Below are 17,367 nucleotides of genomic sequence, written 5' to 3'. Positions count from 1 at the left end.
CTCAGAGCCACTTCTTGACGTCCGACGAGGGGTTGGGCCCCGCCGGTGTCGGCGTGCTCATGAAGGCCACGAGCTGCAGAGCGCGCATTGTGATCGAGGTCTCGGTCAGTTGGTAGGAAGACTCGCTGCTGACCCTCGACTGGCGGTAGCCGCCGCCGATCACGAAGGGTCCGATACCTACGGTGCCGCCGGCGGCGATGTCGTCGCGCTTGGTGTGCATGTAACTGGCCAGGTCGCTGGAGTGGATGGTGAGATTTCGCAAGAACATTGCAGTGACCGCATGGCAGGGCAGGGCTCCGGTCGGCGCCTCCGGATCGCCGTCCGACAGCCGGTCGGTCTGGTATTTGTCCACGAACTCGGTCTTGAGCCGCCAGCCACGCGAGGGAAAGAAACCTGGGTTGAACCACGGCCGCACGATCTGGACCTGGGTGTACTCGAACTCCATGCCGAACGTGCTGGACTTGAACCTCATCTCCGTCTCCGTCCGGCCGCCGCTGCCGCCGCCGGAGAAGTTGACGATCCCGAGGGGGAAGCCCACGCGCGCGGCGTCGCCCCGCGAGGTGCTGGTGTACTGGCTCGCCGAGTGCAGCTCGAGGTTCTTGAAGGTCGTCCAGCCGTCGTTCCTGGCGAAGCTCCCCGGCACCACAGTGGCGGGGAAGAAGGGATAGCCGAAGGAACCCTGGACGTTGTCGTCGATCTCGTCGACGTCGGAACGGAGCCGGGCCACCCACTGCACCATGCTCGTGCCGAGGATCTGGTCGAGGACGGCCTGGGCCCGCTCGACGTCGTTCTTGTAGCCCTGCGCCTCCCAGTCGGCCCTGGCCCGCTGGGCCCGCGAGCGGTAGATGCCGCCGCTGCGCGACCACTCGATAAGGTCGGAGGCCGATCCCGACTGCGAACGGGCGAGCCTGGTGGCGTAGTCGACGACGGCGTTTTCGTAGCGGGTGCGGTAGTCGGCGTAGGTCTTCAGGATGCGCGACTCCTGGATGACCGTGCGCTTTTCGCCAGTCAGGAAATCGGTCGTCTCCACGGTCTCCTGCAGCAGGGCGCGCATCTTCTGGATGGCTTCCAGCTTTTCCGGGCTGAGGTCGTCGTCGGCCACCTCGCAGAGCGAGAGCACGTCGCGGTAGACCTGAGAGAGGGTACGGCCGGCCTGCCCGTAGACAACCTGGGCGTGCCGGTGTTTGCCCTGGTCACGGTCGAGCCGCCAGCTATGTTGCGCCGGGCCGGATTGAACGATGGGGATGAAGTCGACGAGCCTGGACCAGTTCTCCCAGGTGCCCAGGAGGAATCCCTGGTACATGGCCTTCGCCTGCTTGATGACCTCGTCGCGAGGCATTCCAGGGTTGTCGCCCTGAATGGTCTCGGCCAGCTTCCTGAAGAAGTCCAGGGTCAGCGGCGAGGGCCCCGAGAAGGGGCCCGCGATGGCGAAGTCGAATTCGCTCGGGTGGAAGACCATTCCGGGTTGAATGAAATTGATGAGCATGTTGCCGGGAAGGGGCATTTCCGCATCCCCCCCGGTGAGGCCGGAGTAGAGCTCGTCTATTACCCGAGCCATCATGTTTTTGAGGTTCATCGCATGCTCCTGCCCCTGGTGACGATGATGGCCTCAACACAAGCACCTCAGCAAGAGCATGCCAAGGTCCGATTTTTGACACGATATTAGAAACTGCCACCCTGGTCTACTTAAGACCCTTCCACTCCAAGGGAATCAGGCGTTTCCGATCGGCTGAGAAGCGCGAGCAGGAAGGCGTGGACTCCTCAACGTCATGCAGGCCTGAACATATAGCGCCATTTATCACGCAAGGTCACAGCCGCGCCGCCATGATCGCTCATGTACGGGATAAGAGGCCGTTATCACGTACATAGAGCCCCCTCGGGAGGGATAGCATCGGGCTTCCACTTTCTTCCTTAATCGAATATCGTCGATTGACGATGAACGAGAACAAGGGGCCCTTGCCGCGCGCGGAGGCCGAGGAGTATGCCAGCTGGTTCAAGGCGCTGGCCGATGCCACCCGGATCCAGATCGTGTCGCTGCTGGCGCGGCGGCGCCAGCCGATGAGCGTGGGCGAGATCGTGGCCGCCTCCGGAGTGGGGCAGTCCACGGTCTCGCACCATCTGAAGATCCTGGCCGAGGTGCGGTTCGTCCTGGTCGAGAAGCAGGGCACCTCCAGCCTGTACCGGATCAACGAGAACTGCGTGAGCTGTTTCCCCACCGCTGCGGACGTGGTGATGGGCAACCCCGTGCCGGCCACGCCGGTCTGCGACTGAGGAGAACTCATGGCCCACGACGAGATCGTCGACCACTACTCCGCCCTGGCCCGCACCGCGCTCACCGGGCAGCGCATCACCGACTGCGACCCCGCCGCCTTCACTGACGGCGGCTTCGGCCCGGCCGGCTACGACGACACCGCAGAGCTTCCCGACGGGGCGGTCCGGGCCAGCCTGGGGTGCGGCAACCCGGTCGCCGTCGCCGAACTCCGCGCCGGGGAGACGGTGCTCGACCTCGGCTCCGGTGGCAGCATCGACGTGCTGCTGTCAGCGCGCCGCGTCGGCCCGCACGGCACCGTCTTCGGCCTGGACGCCAGCCCGGCCATGGTGGAGCTGGCCCGGCGCAACGCCGAGCAGGCGGGCACGTCCAACGTGCGGTTCCTGAACGGCACGATCGAGGCGATCCCGCTGCCCGGCCACGCGGTCGACGTGGTCATCTCCAACTGCGTGATCAACCTGTCCGACGACAAGGCGGCGGTGCTGGCCGAGGCGTTCCGGGTGCTGCGGCCCGGCGGCCGGTTCGGCGTCAGCGACGTCGTCACCACGCAGGCGCTCGACGAGCAGGCGCGGCAGCGGGCCGAGCAGCGCATCGGCTGCGCGGCCGGATCGCTCACCGTGCAGGAGTACCGGGACCTGCTGGCCGCAGCAGGCTTCGTCCAGATCGCCATCACATTGAGCGCCGATCACGGCGACGGGGTGCACTCGGCCATCGTCCAGGCAGTCAAGCCCGCCATCGGGCCCGGCCTGGAGATCCGGCCGATGCGCGAGGGCGACGCCGCCGAGGTGCTGGCGATCTACCAGCACGGGCTGGACACCGGCCAGGCCAGCTTCGAGACCACCGCCCCCAGCTGGGAAGGGTTCACCGCGAGCCGGTTGCCGCAACTGGGGTACGTGGCGACCGATGGCGACTCTGGCGAGGTGCTCGGCTGGGTGGCTGCCTCGGCGGTGTCGTCCCGCCCGGTGTACGCGGGGGTGATCGAGCACAGCATCTACGTCCACCCCGGCTGCCAGGCGCACGGCATCGGCCGCGCGCTGCTGTCGGCGTTCATCGCCGCCGCCGAGGACGCGGGCGTCTGGACGATCCAGACGAGCATCTTCCCCGACAACGCCGCCAGTCTGTCGCTGCATCAGGCGCTCGGCTTCCGCGTCGTGGGCACCCGCGAGCGCATCGGCAGCCACCATGGGCTGTGGCGTGACACGGTCCTGCTCGAACGCCGCAGCGACCGCGCTGGACGATAAGGCCGGGCGGGCAGGGGTGGCCTTCTCCCGGGGTGTGGCGTCAGGTTGCTCCGGCGTACGGAGCAACACGATGTGGACGCGGTTGAGCTGTCCTCTGCGTGGGCTGGCGAACAGGCGAGGAGATCGCCTGAGGCAGCCGTAGCTGTGTGGCCACAGCTACGCGGCCGCCGAGCACAGACGGGCCGACGTTCGCGTAGTGGCTGTACGGCTTCCAAGTGATCATCAACGCGCAGGTCAGGATGAGCCCGGTGCTCTGGGCAAGCATGATTCCCCAGCGGCGACGTTTCCACGCCAGCGCACCGGTCAGCGCCAGAACCAGGGCCACGGCCGTCAGGGACGTGTAGGCGACGGTCGTACGGGACTGCGTCCCCGCCTACCACTCCGCGCGGGCCGGGTTACCTCCGATGCACCGGAGGCTGCCTTCGTAGCAGAGCAGGCCCTGGTGCCGTACACGCTCCAAGATCCAATCGATCGCGGTGAGGAGTACCGCGTCCGCGAAGAGGACGGCGGTGACGGTCATGACTTGTCTGTCAACGGCCATGGAGATCCCACAAGTAGATGGCATGGGGCTTTTCGGTGCCTGGCGGCAACGCGAGAAACGGGAATGTGCCTGGGCGGGCCCGCTGATCGGCTGCTGCGATGCCGCCTGGCCGGGCTCGACGCAGACTTTGCCGCCTGTCCGCCCTGCAAGCGGAACTCACCTTGTCGTCGGCTGCCCTGTGTCCCGGATGAAGGCCGAGCCGCGGCCAGCGTCATGGGGCCGAAGGCAGCCGCAGCGGCCTGTTGTGATGCTGCAGGCTCAGACGCGTGCGAGTGTGTGGGGCAGGCGGGACAGCAGGTCTTGGCCGTCATGGGTGGCCCGATAGAAGAGCTGGGAACCATGCGGGCGCGCATCGAGCAGGCCGGCTTGCCGTAGCGCCTGGAGATGCTGGGCGACGATGGATGTAGGCAGGTGGAAGACGGCGTTGACATCGTTGTTGATGTCGCGAACCCAGGCCTGCCCGTGGGCGAGGACGAGACTCAGGATGCGCAGCCGTACGGGGTCGGCGGCTACCTTGAGCTGCTGGGCGAGCCTGACGGCTGCCGCACGGGGCAGGGGTGGTCCCGGGTGTGAGCCGGCACAGCAGGGGGCCGCTGGGAGAAGAGGCGCCGCCGCTTGACTTATAGACACACGTCTATCTTGATGGGCGTCTATATGGTTTGTCCAGCAGCCGCAACGCCCCCGCTGGTGTCATTGGGGGATGAGGCTCCGCAAGGCGTGCAGTCGCTGCGGGATGATGGCGTACCAGGCCCACTTGCCGCGCTTTTCTCGGGTCAGCAGCCCGGCGTCGACCAGGATCTTCAGGTGGTGGCTGACGGTGGGCTGGGACAGGCCGAGCGGTTCGGTCAGGTCGCAGACGCACGCTTCGCCGGCATCGCTTGCGCTGATCATGCTGATCAGCTGCAGCCGGGTGGGGTCCGCGACGGCCTTCAACGCGCCGGCGAGTTGTTCGGCCTGTGCCCGTGAGAGCGGTTCGGCGGCGACGCCGGCCTGGCAGTCGTCGGGCTCTGTCCGGCGGGCAAGGGTGATCTCGTCCTGGTGCACCAATCAAGTGTATGGATCGATGGTGGCCGATGAGTGATCAGAAGGTGATCGAATTCTGACGCCCGCCATGAGCTGCGCCGGCTCGCTGTTCCGGTGCGGCGAGCAGGGTCGCGGCGGCGGGTGGTGTGCGGAGGAGACTGTGGATGCCGCTACCCATCGGACCGTGCCCTGATTGCGGCGAGCAAGCTAACACATTGATATAGGTCGATGAATTTATCGCCAGATCAGCCCGTGTTTGCCGGTTGTTCACATAGGCGAGCTTCGATGCGTGGGTGATGGAGCCTGGTCGGGGCCGGGCCTTGTATCGAGGAAAAGGGATAGATCGTGAGAGATCGAGTGCGGACGGCGCGTGCCTTGCTTGCGGTGGCGGTGTGCGCTGTCGCGCTGGCGGCCTGCGGCGGCAACAACCAGAACCCGGGCGGCACCACCGGCGCCGAGGCGACCGGCGGAGCCGGGACGGCGGCCAAGGAACTGTCCGGTGACGTGAAGGTCGATGGCTCGTCCACGGTTGCGCCCCTGTCCACGGCGGCGGCCGAGTTGTTCGCCGAGCAGCAGGCCAAGGTGCGGGTCACGGTCGGCACCTCGGGCACCGGCGGCGGCTTCGAGAAGTTCTGCAACGGCGAGACCGACATCTCCAACGCCTCACGCCCGATCAAGGACGAGGAGAAGACGGCCTGCCAGGCCAAGAACATCGCCTACGAGGAGTTCTCCGTCGCCAACGACGCCCTGACCGTCGTGGTGCACAAGGACAACACCTGGGCCACCTGCCTGACCGTCGACCAGCTCAAGAAGATGTGGGAGCCCGGTTCCAAGGTGAACAACTGGAACCAGATCGACCCCAAGTTCCCGAACGAGCCGCTCAAGCTGTTCGGCGCCGGCACCGACTCGGGCACCTTCGACTACTTCACCGACGTGATCAACGGTGAGGAGGGCAAGAGCCGCACCGACTACAGCCCCAGCGAGGACGACAACGTCACCGTCCAGGGCGTGGCCGGCTCCAAGGGCGGCCTGGGCTACTTCGGCTTCTCCTACTTCGAGGAGAACGCCGACAAGCTCAAGGCCGTGCAGATCGACGGCGGCGACGGCTGCGTCGGCCCGAGCGTGCAGGCGGCGCAGGACGGCACCTACAAGCCGCTCTCGCGGCCGCTGTTCATCTACCCCAAGGCCGAATCCCTCAAGAGGCCGGAAGTGCTCGCCTTCGTCGAGTACTACGTGGCCAACCACAAGCAGATCGCCGAGGACGCCAAGTTCATCCCGCTGAACGCCCAGCAGGAGACGGAGCTGAAGGCCGACCTGGACAAGCTGAAGGCCCAGGCCGGCGGATGAGCACCACCGATACCGCGTCCTCCCCTCCCGGCCCGAAGGGGCCGCTGGGGAGGGCGCGTTCGCGCTACGGGGAACGCACGGTGCAGGTCGTGCTGGTGGCCGCCGCGCTGGTGTCGGTGGCCACCACCGCGGGCATCGTGGTCTCGCTGGTGCCGCCCACGATCGAGTTCTTCGAGGCGGTCGGCTTCGCGGAGTTCTTCACCACGACCCAGTGGGCGCCGCTGTTCGAACCGCCCGCGTACGGCGTGCTGCCGCTGGTCGCCGCGACGTTCCTCATCACGATCATCGCCATCGTGGTGGCGATCCCGCTCGGCCTGGGCGCCGCTCTCTACCTGAGCGAGTACGCCCACGCCCGCACCCGCAAGATCTTCAAACCGGTCCTGGAGGTCCTGGCCGGCGTGCCGACCGTGGTGTACGGGTTCTTCGCCCTGCGCTTCGTCACGCCCACCCTGCAGGCCTACCTTCCGGCCGGTCTGCAGCCCGACATCTTCAACGCCCTGTCGGCGGGGCTGGTGATGGGCGTGATGATCGTCCCGACCGTGGCGTCGTTGTCGGAGGACGCCATGTCGGCCGTGCCCCGCGGCCTGCGCGACGGCGCCTACGCGCTGGGATCGTCGACCCGGCTGGTGGCCGTGCGCGTGGTGCTGCCGGCCGCACTGTCGGGCGTGGTGGCCTCGTTCGTGCTGGCCATCTCCCGCGCCATCGGCGAGACGATGATCGTGGCGATCGCGTCGGGCAACAAGCCCGCGCTGTCGTTCAACCCGCTGGACGCCATGCAGACGATGACCGGCTTCATCGCCCAGGCCGGCTCAGGCGACCTGCCGACCGCCTCGCTCGACTACAAGACCATCTTCGCCGTCGGCGCCCTGCTGTTCCTGATCACGTTCGCGATGAACTTCATCAGCGCCCGCCTGGTGCGCCGTTTCCGGGAGGTGTACGAATGACCGCCCCCACCCTTCCCGGCCAGCGCACGCCATTGCTCGCCCGCAAAGGCGTTCCCTGGGCCGACGTGGCCTTCAAGCTGCTGCTGCGTCTGTGCATGTTCATCGCGGTGGCGTTCCTGGTGACGCTGCTGGTCTATGTCGTCTACAAGGGCTGGTCCCGTCTCGACCCCCGGCTGTGGGAGAACTTCCCCTCCATCCGTCGACCCGAGCGGGCGGGCGCGAGGTCGGCGCTGTTCGGCAGCCTGTGGGTGATCGGCATGACCGCGGTGTTCTGCCTGCCGGTCGGCATCCTGGGCGCGATCTACCTGGAGGAGTACGCCGACCACCGCCGCTGGTACAACCGGCTGATCGAGCTGAACATCGCCAACCTGGCCGCCATCCCGTCCATCGTCTACGGCATCCTCGGCCTGGGCATCATCGCCCGCGGCTTCGGTTTCGGCACCACCGTCATCACCGCCTCGATCACGCTGTCGCTGCTGGTCCTGCCGATCGTCATCATCGCCTCCCGCGAGGCGATCCGCGCGGTTCCGAACTCGATCAGGAACGCCTCCTACGGGCTCGGCGCGACCAAGTGGCAGACGATCTGGCGGCAGGTGCTGCCCTCGGCGGTGCCCGGTATGGCCACCGGCTCGATCCTGGCTCTGTCGCGGGCGGCGGGTGAGGCGGCGCCGCTGCTGCTGCTCGGCGGCCTGACCTACGTCGCCTACACCCCCGACGGGCTGCTCAGCGGCTACACCGTGCTGCCGATCCAGATCTACGGCTGGATCAGCCAGTCCCGTACCGAGTTCCACGACCTGTCCTCGGCGGCGATCGTGCTCCTGCTCGTCGTGATCATCGCGATGAACTCCATTGCCATCTTCGTCCGTAATCGCTCCCAGAAGCGGTGGTGAACCCTTTCCATGAGCTCCGACATCACAGTGAAGGCCGGCGACGACGTGACCAGAGAACTGGGTGACATCCTGGACCCGGTCTTCACCCTGGAGGACCTGTCGGTCTTCTACGGCGACTACGAGGCGGTGCGCGGCGTGAACATGCGCATCGCCCCCAGGGAGATCACCGCGCTGATCGGTCCGTCCGGTTGCGGCAAGAGCACCGTGCTGCGCTGCTTGAACCGGATGAACGACCTCATCCTGGACGCCCGCGTCGCGGGCAAGATCACGTACTACACCGAGGACCTCTACGGCGAGAGCGTCGACCCCATCGAGGTGCGCCGCCGGATCGGGATGGTGTTCCAGAAGCCCAACCCGTTCCCCAAGTCGATCTACGACAACATCGCCTACGGCCCCCGCATCAACGGCCAACGCCGGGGCCTGGACGACGTGGTCGAGGAGGCGCTGCACCGGGCGGCCCTGTGGGACGAGGTCAAGGACAAGCTCAAGCAGAACGCCCTGGCCCTGTCCGGCGGCCAGCAGCAGCGCTTGTGCATCGCCCGCGCCATCGCGGTCAAGCCCGACGTGATCCTCATGGACGAGCCCTGCTCCGCGCTCGACCCGATCGCCACCACCAAGATCGAGGACCTCATGCAGGTCCTGTCACGCGACTACACGATCGTGATCGTCACCCACAACATGCAGCAGGCCGCCCGGGTGTCGGAACGCACCGCCTTCTTCACCGCCGAGGTCGACGACAAGGGCGTGCGGCACGGCCGCCTCGTCGAGTTCGACAACACCGCACGCATCTTCAGCAACCCCGCCGACAAGCGAACCGAGGGCTACATCACCGGACGCTTCGGCTGAGCAGAAGGAGAGCCGAGCACCCATGAGCCGCGCCAATGCCGCTGCTGCTGCCACTGCCGCAGTGTCGCTGCCCGCCCCGCGCAGCAGCAAGGAGAGCACCAGGACCGGGCCCCTGCTGCTGGTCGCCGACCCGCGCGCAGAACTGGACGGCCTGGCCGAGCACGGGGTCACGGTCCTGCACTGCAGCGACGGCATGGAGGCGCTGCTGCGTATCGGCGCCGAGCAGCCCGACATCCTGCTGCTGGGCGCGGACCTGCCCGGCATCGACGCGGTCACGCTCATCGCCACCCTGCGCCGGCGCATGGACCTGCGGATCATCTTCGGTGTCGGGGCCGACGACGCCGAGATCGCGATGCGGGCCCTGCAGGCGGGCGCGAGCGCGTGCGTGGCCCGGCCGTACCGCATCCCGGAACTGCTGCCACTCCTGCAGGTCGCGCCCGGCTCGGAAGAACCGCTGCGGGTCGGCGAGGTGGAACTGGACGAACTGGCCCACGTGGTCCGGGTGGCCGGCGAACCCGTCCACGTGCCGCTGCGCGAGTTCGAACTGCTCGCCTACCTTATGAAGAACGCCGGCCGGGTGGTCACCCGGCACGAGATCAGCCGCCACGTGTGGCACAGCACCGTCTCCCCGCCCAACAACACCATCGCCGTGCACATCAAACGCCTGCGCCGCCGGATCGGCGACGACGAGAAGAATCCTGCCCGCATCCACACCGTGCGCGGCCTCGGCTACCGCTACGCGCTGCCCGACGACCCGGCCCAGGACGCCTGAGAGTGCCGCCGGCTGGGCCTGGCCACCCGCCGCAAACCGGGGATTGCTCGCGAGGGCTCGCCGGCACCACTGGACATGCCGCCCCCACACCCCCAAAAATAGATGAGTGTCTATGTATGAGGTGGGGCGGCCCCTCCTGCCTGCCGCTGAGGCCTGTTCCGGCTCAGCGGCCGGTCCGCCGATTCCTGCGCAGCTGGCCGCCGACCTGGCACGCCGGCTGCGTGTACTGGCCGACCCGGCCCGCCTGCGCCTGATGAGCATCCTGCTCACCCACGAGCACGGCAGAGCGGGCGTGCACGAGCTCACCACCGCCTTTGAGCTGGCCGAACCGACGATCAGCCACCATCTGAAGGTGCTGCGCGACGCCGGCCTGGTGGGCCATGAAAGGACGGGTGTGCGCTCCTTCTACTGGGTGACGTCGGCCGGGCAGGACCTGTTCCAGCACCTGGTGCAACTGCTGGACGACCCGCCTGGCGCCAGGCCATGACGATGACGCTTCCCCGCCCTGGTTGCCGTACCTGAACCACTCCGGCTGTCTTGGAGGTCCGCGTGCCGGAGCCGGACACAACGACGCCGACAGTTGGGCGATCACCGTCCCTGCGATCATCGCGCCCGCGTTCCTCGACGGCTCCGGCACGCTCGGCACCGACGGGCGCGATTCGTGCCGGCGAGGGCCGCCCGGCAGGGCCGGGCCCTCGCCCCCTCGGGGGCGTCTACAGGGGTCCGCGCTGCCAGGGGCCGCGGATGGCGTAGGTACGGCCGGGCGGCTCCAGTGCGGTGGTGCTGCCCAGGGTGTTGACGAACATGGCCGAGCCGTCCGGGCTGAAGCAGGCGCCCGCGAACTCGCTGTCGTCGCTGATGTTGACCGCGAACTCGAACGGCTGGCCGCCCGGATCCAGGCCGATCAGCCGGTTGACGTTGGCCAGGCCGGGTGCGAGCGGGTGCGGGTCGGCGTCGGCGTCGGAGGCGTCGTCCTCGCACAACACGATGCCGCCGCGCGGGGTGAAGACGAGGTTGTCCGGCGAGTCGAGCATCTTGCGGCCGGGCGACTCATACACCAGGACGAGCGTGCCGCCGTCACGCCCGCCGTCATACCGGCCGGGGATGTACTGCCACACCTGACCGTAGCCTTCGACGAAGCCGTCAGCGTTCGGTGCGTCGCCGTTCTTGGCGTCGCCGCCGCTGGTGGAGTTGAAGAAGACGCTGCCATCGCCGTACCAGCAGCCCTCCAGGCGGTTGAACTTCGCGCCGCCCTTCGCGAGCCCCTGCTGGGTGCAGGTCTGAGCGCCGCCTTCCAGGTCGGGGTCGGGGTCGTCGATGCGCACCCACTCGACCGGCAGCCGGGCGCCCATCTTCTGGCCTTCGCGGCAGTCGTAGCCATCGCGGCCCCGGATCTTGAGCATCTCCAGCACACCACCGGCGGCCAGGTTGCGCGGGTCCCGGGGGCGGAAGCGGTAGAAGCCGTCGGGCTTGCCGGAGTCGTCCTCGGTCTCGTACACATACCCGGTGCGCGGGTCCACCGCGACGGCCTCATGAGAGAAGCGGCCCATCGCCGTCAGCGGCTGGGACGCTGCAGGCTTGCCGGGCTTGGGGCCCTGCAGCGGCACCTCGTAGATGTAGCCGTGCTTGCGTTGCCAGCCCTGCGCGGGGCCGGCGGTGGTCTCCTCGCAGGTGAGCCAGCCGCGCTGGTGGATCATCATGCCGCCGGCGCAGTTGACGATCGTGCCGTTGAGGCTGACGAAGTGGCTGAGCACCTCGCCGCTGCGCAGGTCCACCTCCAGCGTGGTGGTGCCGGCCACGCCGAGCTCGTCGTAGCGCTCGGAGCCTTCGACGTACACGCGACCGGTCGGGGAGCCGGGCGTGGTGCGGACCTCGTGGTTGCGGATGAGGCGGACGGTGTGGCGGCGGCTACCGGGGAAGGCCGCCATCCCGTCGTGCGCGATCGGCGTGGGCACCCCGTCGCTCATCGGGGTGCCGGTCTTGCCGAGGACGATGTAGGAGAATCCGGCGGGCAGCGCGAGCAGTTCCTCCCCGGTGTTGCGGGACTTGGTGCGGCGCAGCTGGCCATAGCCGACCTTGTCCGGGTGGAAGGGGGCGCGGCCGTCCTCGGCCCAGGCGGCGTGCCCGCCGAGCGTGGTCGTCGCGACCCCGGCGGCCAAGGCGCCGCCGGTGGTGGCCAGGAAGGACCTGCGGTCTACGGAATCCATGATGATTCCCCTCATGAAGGATCAGAGCCACTCGATCCTTCAAGTATTGACAGACATCTATGTGTCTGTCCGGAGATCACCCGATGAACACGCTTTGATGGACAGATGTCGCCCGCAACGCCTGTGTCTCCGGGCTGCCGGCTGATGAGCTCGGCGGCCGGGCCACCACCCGCGCTGTCACAGCCGCGGTTTCCGGATGCGTGCTACGCCTGCGTCAGCCAGTGGCGGGCCGCGTGCTGCAGGGCGTCCCACGGGCTGCCGAGCGGCGGGGTGTAGGCGAGGTCCAGGTCGAGAAGTGCGCCGATGGTGATGCCGTGGTGGATGCCGGTGGCCAGGATGTCGATGCGTTTGGCGATCACGGCGCCGCGGCGTCCGATCAGCTGGCCGCCGAGCAGCCGCCCGGTGGTGCGGTCGCCGGTGAGGCGGACCTGGATCGGGGTGGCGCCAGGGTAGTACGCCTTGTGGTCGTCGGCGGTGGCCGCCACGGTCAGCGGCGACAGCCCCGCCTCGGCGGCTTCGGTGTCGCGCAGGCCGGTGGCGGCGGCCACCAGGTCGAAGACCTTGACCACCTGGGTGCCGAGCACGCCGGCGAAGATCCGGTTGCCGCCGGCGGCGTTCTCACCGGCGACGCGGCCCTGCTTGTGCGCGGTGGTGCCGAGCGGGAGGTAGGCCGGCTGCTCCAGCAGGCGGTGGTGGGTGTGCACGCAGTCGCCGGCCGCGTAGATGTCCGGGAGGGTGGTGCGCATCCGGCGGTCGACGGCCAGCGCCCCACCCGCTCCGGTCTCGGCTCCGGCCGCGGTGGCCAGGTCGGTGTCCGGCCGTACGCCCGTGACGACCAGAACCAGGTCGCCGTCGTACCGCTGGCCGTCCTGGTCGCTCGCCCTCAGGCCGCCGTCATCGCGGCGGGCGATGGCGGCCACGGTGACGCCGCAGTGGACGGCCACGCCGTTGCCGGTCAGCTCGGCGGTCAGGTGGGCGGCCTGGCCGGCGTCCAGGGAGCGGGCCATCACCTGGTCGAAGCGCTCCAGCACGGTCACCTGCAGGCCGCGGGTGGTCAGGGCTTCGGCCATCTCCAGGCCGATGTAGCCGGCGCCGATGACGATGGCCGTGCGCATGCCGGGCCGCTTCAGCGAAGCCATGAGGTTGGCGGTGTCGTCCATGGTGTGCAACTCGTGCACGCCATCCTCGGGGCCGAGCGCGTCCAGTCCGGCGATCGGCGGCCTCTGGGGGCGGGCGCCGGTGGCCACGACGAGCCGATCGTAGTCGTGCCGCCGGCCGGAGGCGGTGGTGACGGTGTGCGCGGCGGCGTCGACGGCCACGGCCCGCTCGCCGAGGTGCAGCTGCAGTCCGGCTGCCTTCAGCTCCTCGGCGCCGCGGTGGGCCAGGTTTCGGGCCTGCGGCACCTCGCCGGAGACGTGGTAGGGGATGCCGCAGATGGAGTAGTTCGGGTAGTGGTCGGCGACCAGCAGGTTTACCTCGATGCTGTCGTCTGTGGCGCGCGCGCCCAGGCCGGCCTCGATCCCCGCATCGCTGCCCCCGATGATCAGCAGGCGCATGGTGCTCGTCTTTCTGGACCGGTCAGCCGGTCAGCTCGCCGATGAGCTTGTCGATGCGGGTACGGATCTGATCGCGGATGGCCCGGACCGCCTCGATGCCCTGGCCGGCAGGGTCCTCCAGCTTCCAGTCCTCGTACCGCTTGCCGGGGAAGATCGGGCAGGCGTCGCCGCAGCCCATCGTGATCACCACGTCGGAGGCCTCGACCGCGTCGACGGTGAGGATCTTGGGTTGCTCGGCGGTGATGTCGATGCCCACCTCACGCATAGCGTCGACCGCGACCGGGTTGACCTGGTCGGCGGGCGCCGACCCTGCCGAACGCACCTCGATGCGGTCGCCGGCCAGGTGCGACAGCCACCCTGCCGCCATCTGGGAGCGGCCGGCGTTGTGCACGCAGACGAACAGCACGCTCGGCTTGTCGGAAATCTTCTCAGCCACGAATCGGCTCCTTGGGCGCGGTGGTGAACAGGCGGCGGCCGGCCAGGCTGACGTAGACCAGGCCGACCAGGACGGGGACCTCGATGAGCGGGCCGACCACGCCGGCCAGGGCCTGGCCGGAGGTGACGCCGAAGACGCCGACGGCCACGGCGATGGCCAGCTCGAAGTTGTTGCCGGCGGCGGTGAAGGCGAGCGTGGTGGTGCGCTCGTAGGACAGGCCGATTGCGCGGCCGGCCAGGAACGAGCCGCCCCACATGACGAGGAAGTAGGCCAGCAGGGGGAGCGCGATGCGGGCCACGTCCAGGGGGCGCTCGCTGATGGTGTGGCCCTGCAGGGCGAACAGGATGACGATGGTGAACAGCAGCCCGTACAGGGCCAGCGGGCCGATCCTGGGCAGGAGGCGTTCCTCGTACCAGGTGCGGCCCCTGGCGCGTTCGCCCCAGGTGCGGGTCAGGTAGCCGGCCAGCAGCGGGATGCCGAGGAAGATGAGCACGTACTGGGCGATGTCCCACATCGACACGTCCAGCGCGGCCTCGGGCAGGCCGAGCCAGCCGGGCAGCACCTGGAGGTAGAACCAGCCGAGTGCGCCGAACGCGATCACCTGGAAGACGGAGTTGATCGCGACCAGCACGGCGGCCGATTCGCGGTCGCCGCACGCGAGGTCGTTCCAGATGAGCACCATGGCGATGCACCGGGCCAGGCCGACGATGATCAGGCCGGTGCGGTATTCGGGCAGGTCGGGCAGGAAGGTCCAGGCCAGCGCGAACATCAGCGCCGGGCCGGCGATCCAGTTCAGCAGCAGGGAGGAGATCAGCATGCGGCGGTCGCCGGTGACGGTGTCGAGCCGGTCGTAGCGGACCTTGGCCAGCACCGGGTACATCATCAGCAGCAGGCCGAGCGCGATCGGCAGCGAGATCTCGCCGATCTTCACCGCCTCCAGTGCCGTGTCCAGGCCCGGGACGAACCGGCCGAGCAGCAGTCCGGCGGCCATGGCCGCGCCGATCCACACCGGCAGGAACCGGTCCAGCACCGACAGGCGGCCGACGACGGCCGTGGTGATCTCCTGCGCGGGCGCCTGAGCGCGGGCAGCATCCGAAGACATGTCGTTCTTTCGTGGTCGGGCGGCCGTCAGACCGTGGCGGGGACGTTCAGCAGAGCAGACAACTGGGCCAGGCTGTCGGGGACGAGCCGGTAGTAGATCCAGGAGCCACGCCGCTCGGAGGTGAGCAGGCCGACATCGCGCAGCACCTTCAGGTGGTGGCTGATCGTCGGCTGGGTCAGGTCGAAGACGTCGGTGATGTCGCAGACACATGCTTCGCCACCCTCATGGGCGCCCACGATCGACAGGATGCGCAGCCGGACCGGATCACCCAGGGCCTTGAAGACGCGGGCGAGCTCGGCGGCCTTGCCGGTGTCGAGTTGCTCGCGCACCAACGGTGGGCTGCACTCCAGGATCGGCAGCGGCTCCACGTGACCCCCTGATATAGACGTTTGTCGAACTCGGCTCCATATTGACATATGTCTATACATCCTTGTCAACCCAGCCCCCTGCCCTTGACCGCGACCTGGATCGCAGAGGAGGCAATGGCCAGTAAGTCCGCCGCGCGCGGGCGGCCGCCCCAAGGCGCGGTGGGAGCAGATCTCGCCCGGCTGCCACGCAAGTGGTGTCCGCCCTCGCGGGCGCCGGGCGGCGAGGAAACTGTTCATCTTCCCTTCGTCTGCCGGTCCATCGCCGATGTCAGCATGAGCTCCATCACATAGATGCCTATCGATGCGAATGGATGGGAGTGCTCATGAACGGCACCTACAAGCGCGACGATCTGACTGTTGATCAGCAACTCGCCCTGGCGAGCGCGGCCGGGCGGCTGGGCGAGGAGTTCGGCGGGACGTTCGGCACCGAGACCATCGAACGCTTCCTGCACACCAGCTATGACCAGTTCGCCGGCCGGGCCACGGTGGCGCACTTCCTGCCGCTGCTGGCCGAGCGCTTCGCCCGCCAGCGCTTGCGGGCCCTGGCGCGCGTCGAAGGCGAAGACGACGCGGGCACCCCGATCGTGCTGTTCTTGTGCGTGCACAACGCCGGCCGCTCCCAGATGGCGCTCGGCCTGTTCACCCGGCTGGCCGCAGGTCGTGCGATCGCCTGGTCGGGCGGATCCGACCCCGTCGACGAGATCAACCCCAGCGCCATCGAGGCCATGCGCGAGCGCGGCATCGACATTCTCGGCGAGTTCCCCAAGCCCTGGACCGCCGAGATCGTCCAGGCTGCGGACGTGGTGGTCACCATGGGCTGCGGCGACGCCTGCCCCATCTACCCCGGCAAGCGCTACCTGGACTGGGAACTGGACGACCCGGCGGGCAAGACGCTGGAGCAGATCCGCCCGATACGCGACGAGATCGAGCACCGCGTGCGCGCTCTTCTCGACGAGCTCGGCGTGCCCGCCGCTTGACCGCCGAGCCATCACTGGGCGTCGATCGGCGGCAGGGGACCATCCCCCACCCTTGCAACACATCGATATCCGTCTATATTGAGAGCGCGTTCTCCACCTGATGTCGATGGGATGAGCTTCGATGGAGCCTTTCACAGCGCCCGGCCGGGCCGGTCTCCCGCCGCGGTGGGAGCCTGCGGCACCGAGGGCATGCCGATGGAGCTGAGCCGGCCTGATGCCATGCTGCGCAGAATCGCCCAGCAGCTGCTGCCGCGCTTTCCGGGGATCTTCTCGATCGAGACGGTCGAGCGGTACGTGAGCCAGTCCTACGACTCCCTCGCCCGCGGCGCCCGCATCCGGCAGCACCTGTTCACCCTCACCCAGCGTCTGGCCGAGGAGCGGCTCACCGCACTGGCCCAAAGCCGGGGCCAGATCGGCAAACCGGTGTGCGAGGTGCTGTTCGTCTGCACCCACAACGCCGGCCGCTCCCAGATCGCCGCGGCCCTGACCAACCATCACGCGGCCGGCCGCGTCCACGTACGGACGGCGGGCACCGACCCGGCCCACGAGATCGAGCCCACCGTGCTCGAGGCGCTGGCTCTCATGGGCGTCACCGTCTCCACCGAGTTTCCCAAGCCGCTCACCGATGAGATCGTCCTGGCCGCCGACGTGATCGTCTCCATGGGCTGCGGCGACGCCTGCCCCCTCCACCCCGGCAAGCGCTACCTGAACTGGGACTTCTCCGACACCCGCGGCAAAGCGCTGCACGAGGTCCACGACCTGTGCCTGGAGATCGATCTGATGGTGCGCGACCTGCTGGACGAGTTGATCCCACACCCTGCCGCCCAGTAGGGCCGCCTGCTGGCGCC

18 protein-coding genes are annotated in these 17,367 nt (G+C 68.4%); 10 read left to right on the top strand and 8 right to left on the bottom strand.

Translation table 11 applies throughout. The features are described 5' to 3' along the window. Position 1: 1 nt before the first annotated feature. Positions 2-1,576, bottom strand: a complete 1,575-nt coding sequence (locus ACBJ32_RS36520; RefSeq protein ID WP_375130619.1) for a hypothetical protein — start codon at positions 1,574-1,576, stop codon at positions 2-4. Between the two features lie 359 nt (positions 1,577-1,935). On the opposite strand from ACBJ32_RS36520, the gene ACBJ32_RS36515 reads away from it, so the two are divergent. Next, on the top strand, positions 1,936-2,271 hold the full coding sequence (locus ACBJ32_RS36515) for an ArsR/SmtB family transcription factor (protein ID WP_375130618.1): 336 nt from the start codon (positions 1,936-1,938) through the stop codon (positions 2,269-2,271). Positions 2,272-2,280: 9 nt separating this feature from the next. Beyond that, on the top strand, positions 2,281-3,510 hold the full coding sequence (locus ACBJ32_RS36510; RefSeq protein ID WP_375130617.1) for a GNAT family N-acetyltransferase: 1,230 nt from the start codon (positions 2,281-2,283) through the stop codon (positions 3,508-3,510). A gap of 799 nt (positions 3,511-4,309) precedes the next feature. Here the strand turns inward: ACBJ32_RS36510 and ACBJ32_RS36505 are convergent. Together ACBJ32_RS36505 and ACBJ32_RS36500 are read right to left on the bottom strand one after the other, a co-directional pair. Then, positions 4,310-4,681 carry an ArsR/SmtB family transcription factor gene (locus ACBJ32_RS36505; RefSeq protein ID WP_375130616.1) on the bottom strand — a complete coding sequence of 124 codons (372 nt, stop codon included), beginning with the start codon at positions 4,679-4,681 and terminating at the stop codon, positions 4,310-4,312. Positions 4,682-4,741: 60 nt separating this feature from the next. Further along, entirely contained in the window at positions 4,742-5,095 is a 354-nt protein-coding gene (locus ACBJ32_RS36500; protein ID WP_375130615.1) for an ArsR/SmtB family transcription factor, read from the bottom strand. 324 nt (positions 5,096-5,419) lie between these two features. Here ACBJ32_RS36500 and ACBJ32_RS36495 point away from each other — a divergent pair, with 324 nt between their 5' ends. The 6 genes from ACBJ32_RS36495 to ACBJ32_RS36470 all read left to right on the top strand — a co-directional run bounded on the left by ACBJ32_RS36495 (position 5,420) and on the right by ACBJ32_RS36470 (position 10,360). Continuing rightward, a complete protein-coding gene (locus ACBJ32_RS36495) occupies positions 5,420-6,421 on the top strand; it encodes a PstS family phosphate ABC transporter substrate-binding protein (RefSeq protein WP_375130614.1) in 1,002 nt (333 codons plus the stop codon). Next, positions 6,418-7,365 carry a phosphate ABC transporter permease subunit PstC gene (gene pstC, locus ACBJ32_RS36490; RefSeq protein ID WP_375130613.1) on the top strand — a complete coding sequence of 316 codons (948 nt, stop codon included), beginning with the start codon at positions 6,418-6,420 and terminating at the stop codon, positions 7,363-7,365. Before ACBJ32_RS36495 ends, pstC begins: the two co-directional genes overlap by 4 nt. Then, positions 7,362-8,255, top strand: a complete 894-nt coding sequence (pstA, locus tag ACBJ32_RS36485; protein WP_375130612.1) for a phosphate ABC transporter permease PstA — start codon at positions 7,362-7,364, stop codon at positions 8,253-8,255. Before pstC ends, pstA begins: the two co-directional genes overlap by 4 nt. Before the next feature lie 9 nt (positions 8,256-8,264). Next, on the top strand, positions 8,265-9,101 hold the full coding sequence (pstB, locus tag ACBJ32_RS36480; RefSeq protein WP_375130611.1) for a phosphate ABC transporter ATP-binding protein PstB: 837 nt from the start codon (positions 8,265-8,267) through the stop codon (positions 9,099-9,101). Positions 9,102-9,123: 22 nt separating this feature from the next. Beyond that, positions 9,124-9,873: a response regulator transcription factor gene (locus ACBJ32_RS36475; RefSeq protein ID WP_375130610.1), complete on the top strand. Its 750-nt coding sequence runs from the start codon at positions 9,124-9,126 to the stop codon at positions 9,871-9,873. Between the two features lie 112 nt (positions 9,874-9,985). Further along, positions 9,986-10,360, top strand: a complete 375-nt coding sequence (locus ACBJ32_RS36470; protein WP_375130637.1) for a metalloregulator ArsR/SmtB family transcription factor — start codon at positions 9,986-9,988, stop codon at positions 10,358-10,360. A 226-nt stretch (positions 10,361-10,586) separates the two neighbouring features. Here ACBJ32_RS36470 and ACBJ32_RS36465 read toward each other — a convergent pair whose 3' ends face one another. The 5 genes from ACBJ32_RS36465 to ACBJ32_RS36445 form a co-directional block, all read right to left on the bottom strand. Further along, on the bottom strand, positions 10,587-12,080 hold the full coding sequence (locus ACBJ32_RS36465; RefSeq protein WP_375130609.1) for an alkaline phosphatase PhoX: 1,494 nt from the start codon (positions 12,078-12,080) through the stop codon (positions 10,587-10,589). 203 nt (positions 12,081-12,283) lie between these two features. After that, complete coding sequence (locus ACBJ32_RS36460) at positions 12,284-13,636, bottom strand: FAD-dependent oxidoreductase (protein ID WP_375130608.1); 1,353 nt, start codon at positions 13,634-13,636, stop codon at positions 12,284-12,286. 22 nt (positions 13,637-13,658) lie between these two features. Then, positions 13,659-14,060 carry an arsenate reductase ArsC gene (locus tag ACBJ32_RS36455; RefSeq protein WP_375130636.1) on the bottom strand — a complete coding sequence of 134 codons (402 nt, stop codon included), beginning with the start codon at positions 14,058-14,060 and terminating at the stop codon, positions 13,659-13,661. 4 nt (positions 14,061-14,064) lie between these two features. Beyond that, the gene (gene arsB, locus ACBJ32_RS36450; RefSeq protein WP_375130607.1) at positions 14,065-15,174 is read right to left on the bottom strand and encodes an ACR3 family arsenite efflux transporter; all 1,110 of its coding nucleotides are present in this window, start codon (positions 15,172-15,174) and stop codon (positions 14,065-14,067) included. Positions 15,175-15,200: 26 nt separating this feature from the next. Next, positions 15,201-15,542, bottom strand: a complete 342-nt coding sequence (locus ACBJ32_RS36445; RefSeq protein ID WP_375130606.1) for an ArsR/SmtB family transcription factor — start codon at positions 15,540-15,542, stop codon at positions 15,201-15,203. Positions 15,543-15,865: 323 nt separating this feature from the next. Here ACBJ32_RS36445 and ACBJ32_RS36440 point away from each other — a divergent pair, with 323 nt between their 5' ends. Together ACBJ32_RS36440 and ACBJ32_RS36435 are read left to right on the top strand one after the other, a co-directional pair. Continuing rightward, positions 15,866-16,519 (top strand): arsenate reductase ArsC, encoded by a 654-nt coding sequence (locus ACBJ32_RS36440; protein ID WP_375130605.1) that lies wholly within the window; start codon positions 15,866-15,868, stop codon positions 16,517-16,519. A 219-nt stretch (positions 16,520-16,738) separates the two neighbouring features. Beyond that, positions 16,739-17,350 (top strand): low molecular weight phosphatase family protein, encoded by a 612-nt coding sequence (locus tag ACBJ32_RS36435; RefSeq protein ID WP_375130604.1) that lies wholly within the window; start codon positions 16,739-16,741, stop codon positions 17,348-17,350. Positions 17,351-17,367: the final 17 nt, after the last annotated feature.

The sequence above is a fragment of the Nonomuraea sp. GTA35 genome, from assembly GCF_041950525.1.
GTDB lineage: Bacteria > Actinomycetota > Actinomycetes > Streptosporangiales > Streptosporangiaceae > Nonomuraea.
This window is presented reverse-complemented; position numbering and strand designations above follow the sequence as displayed.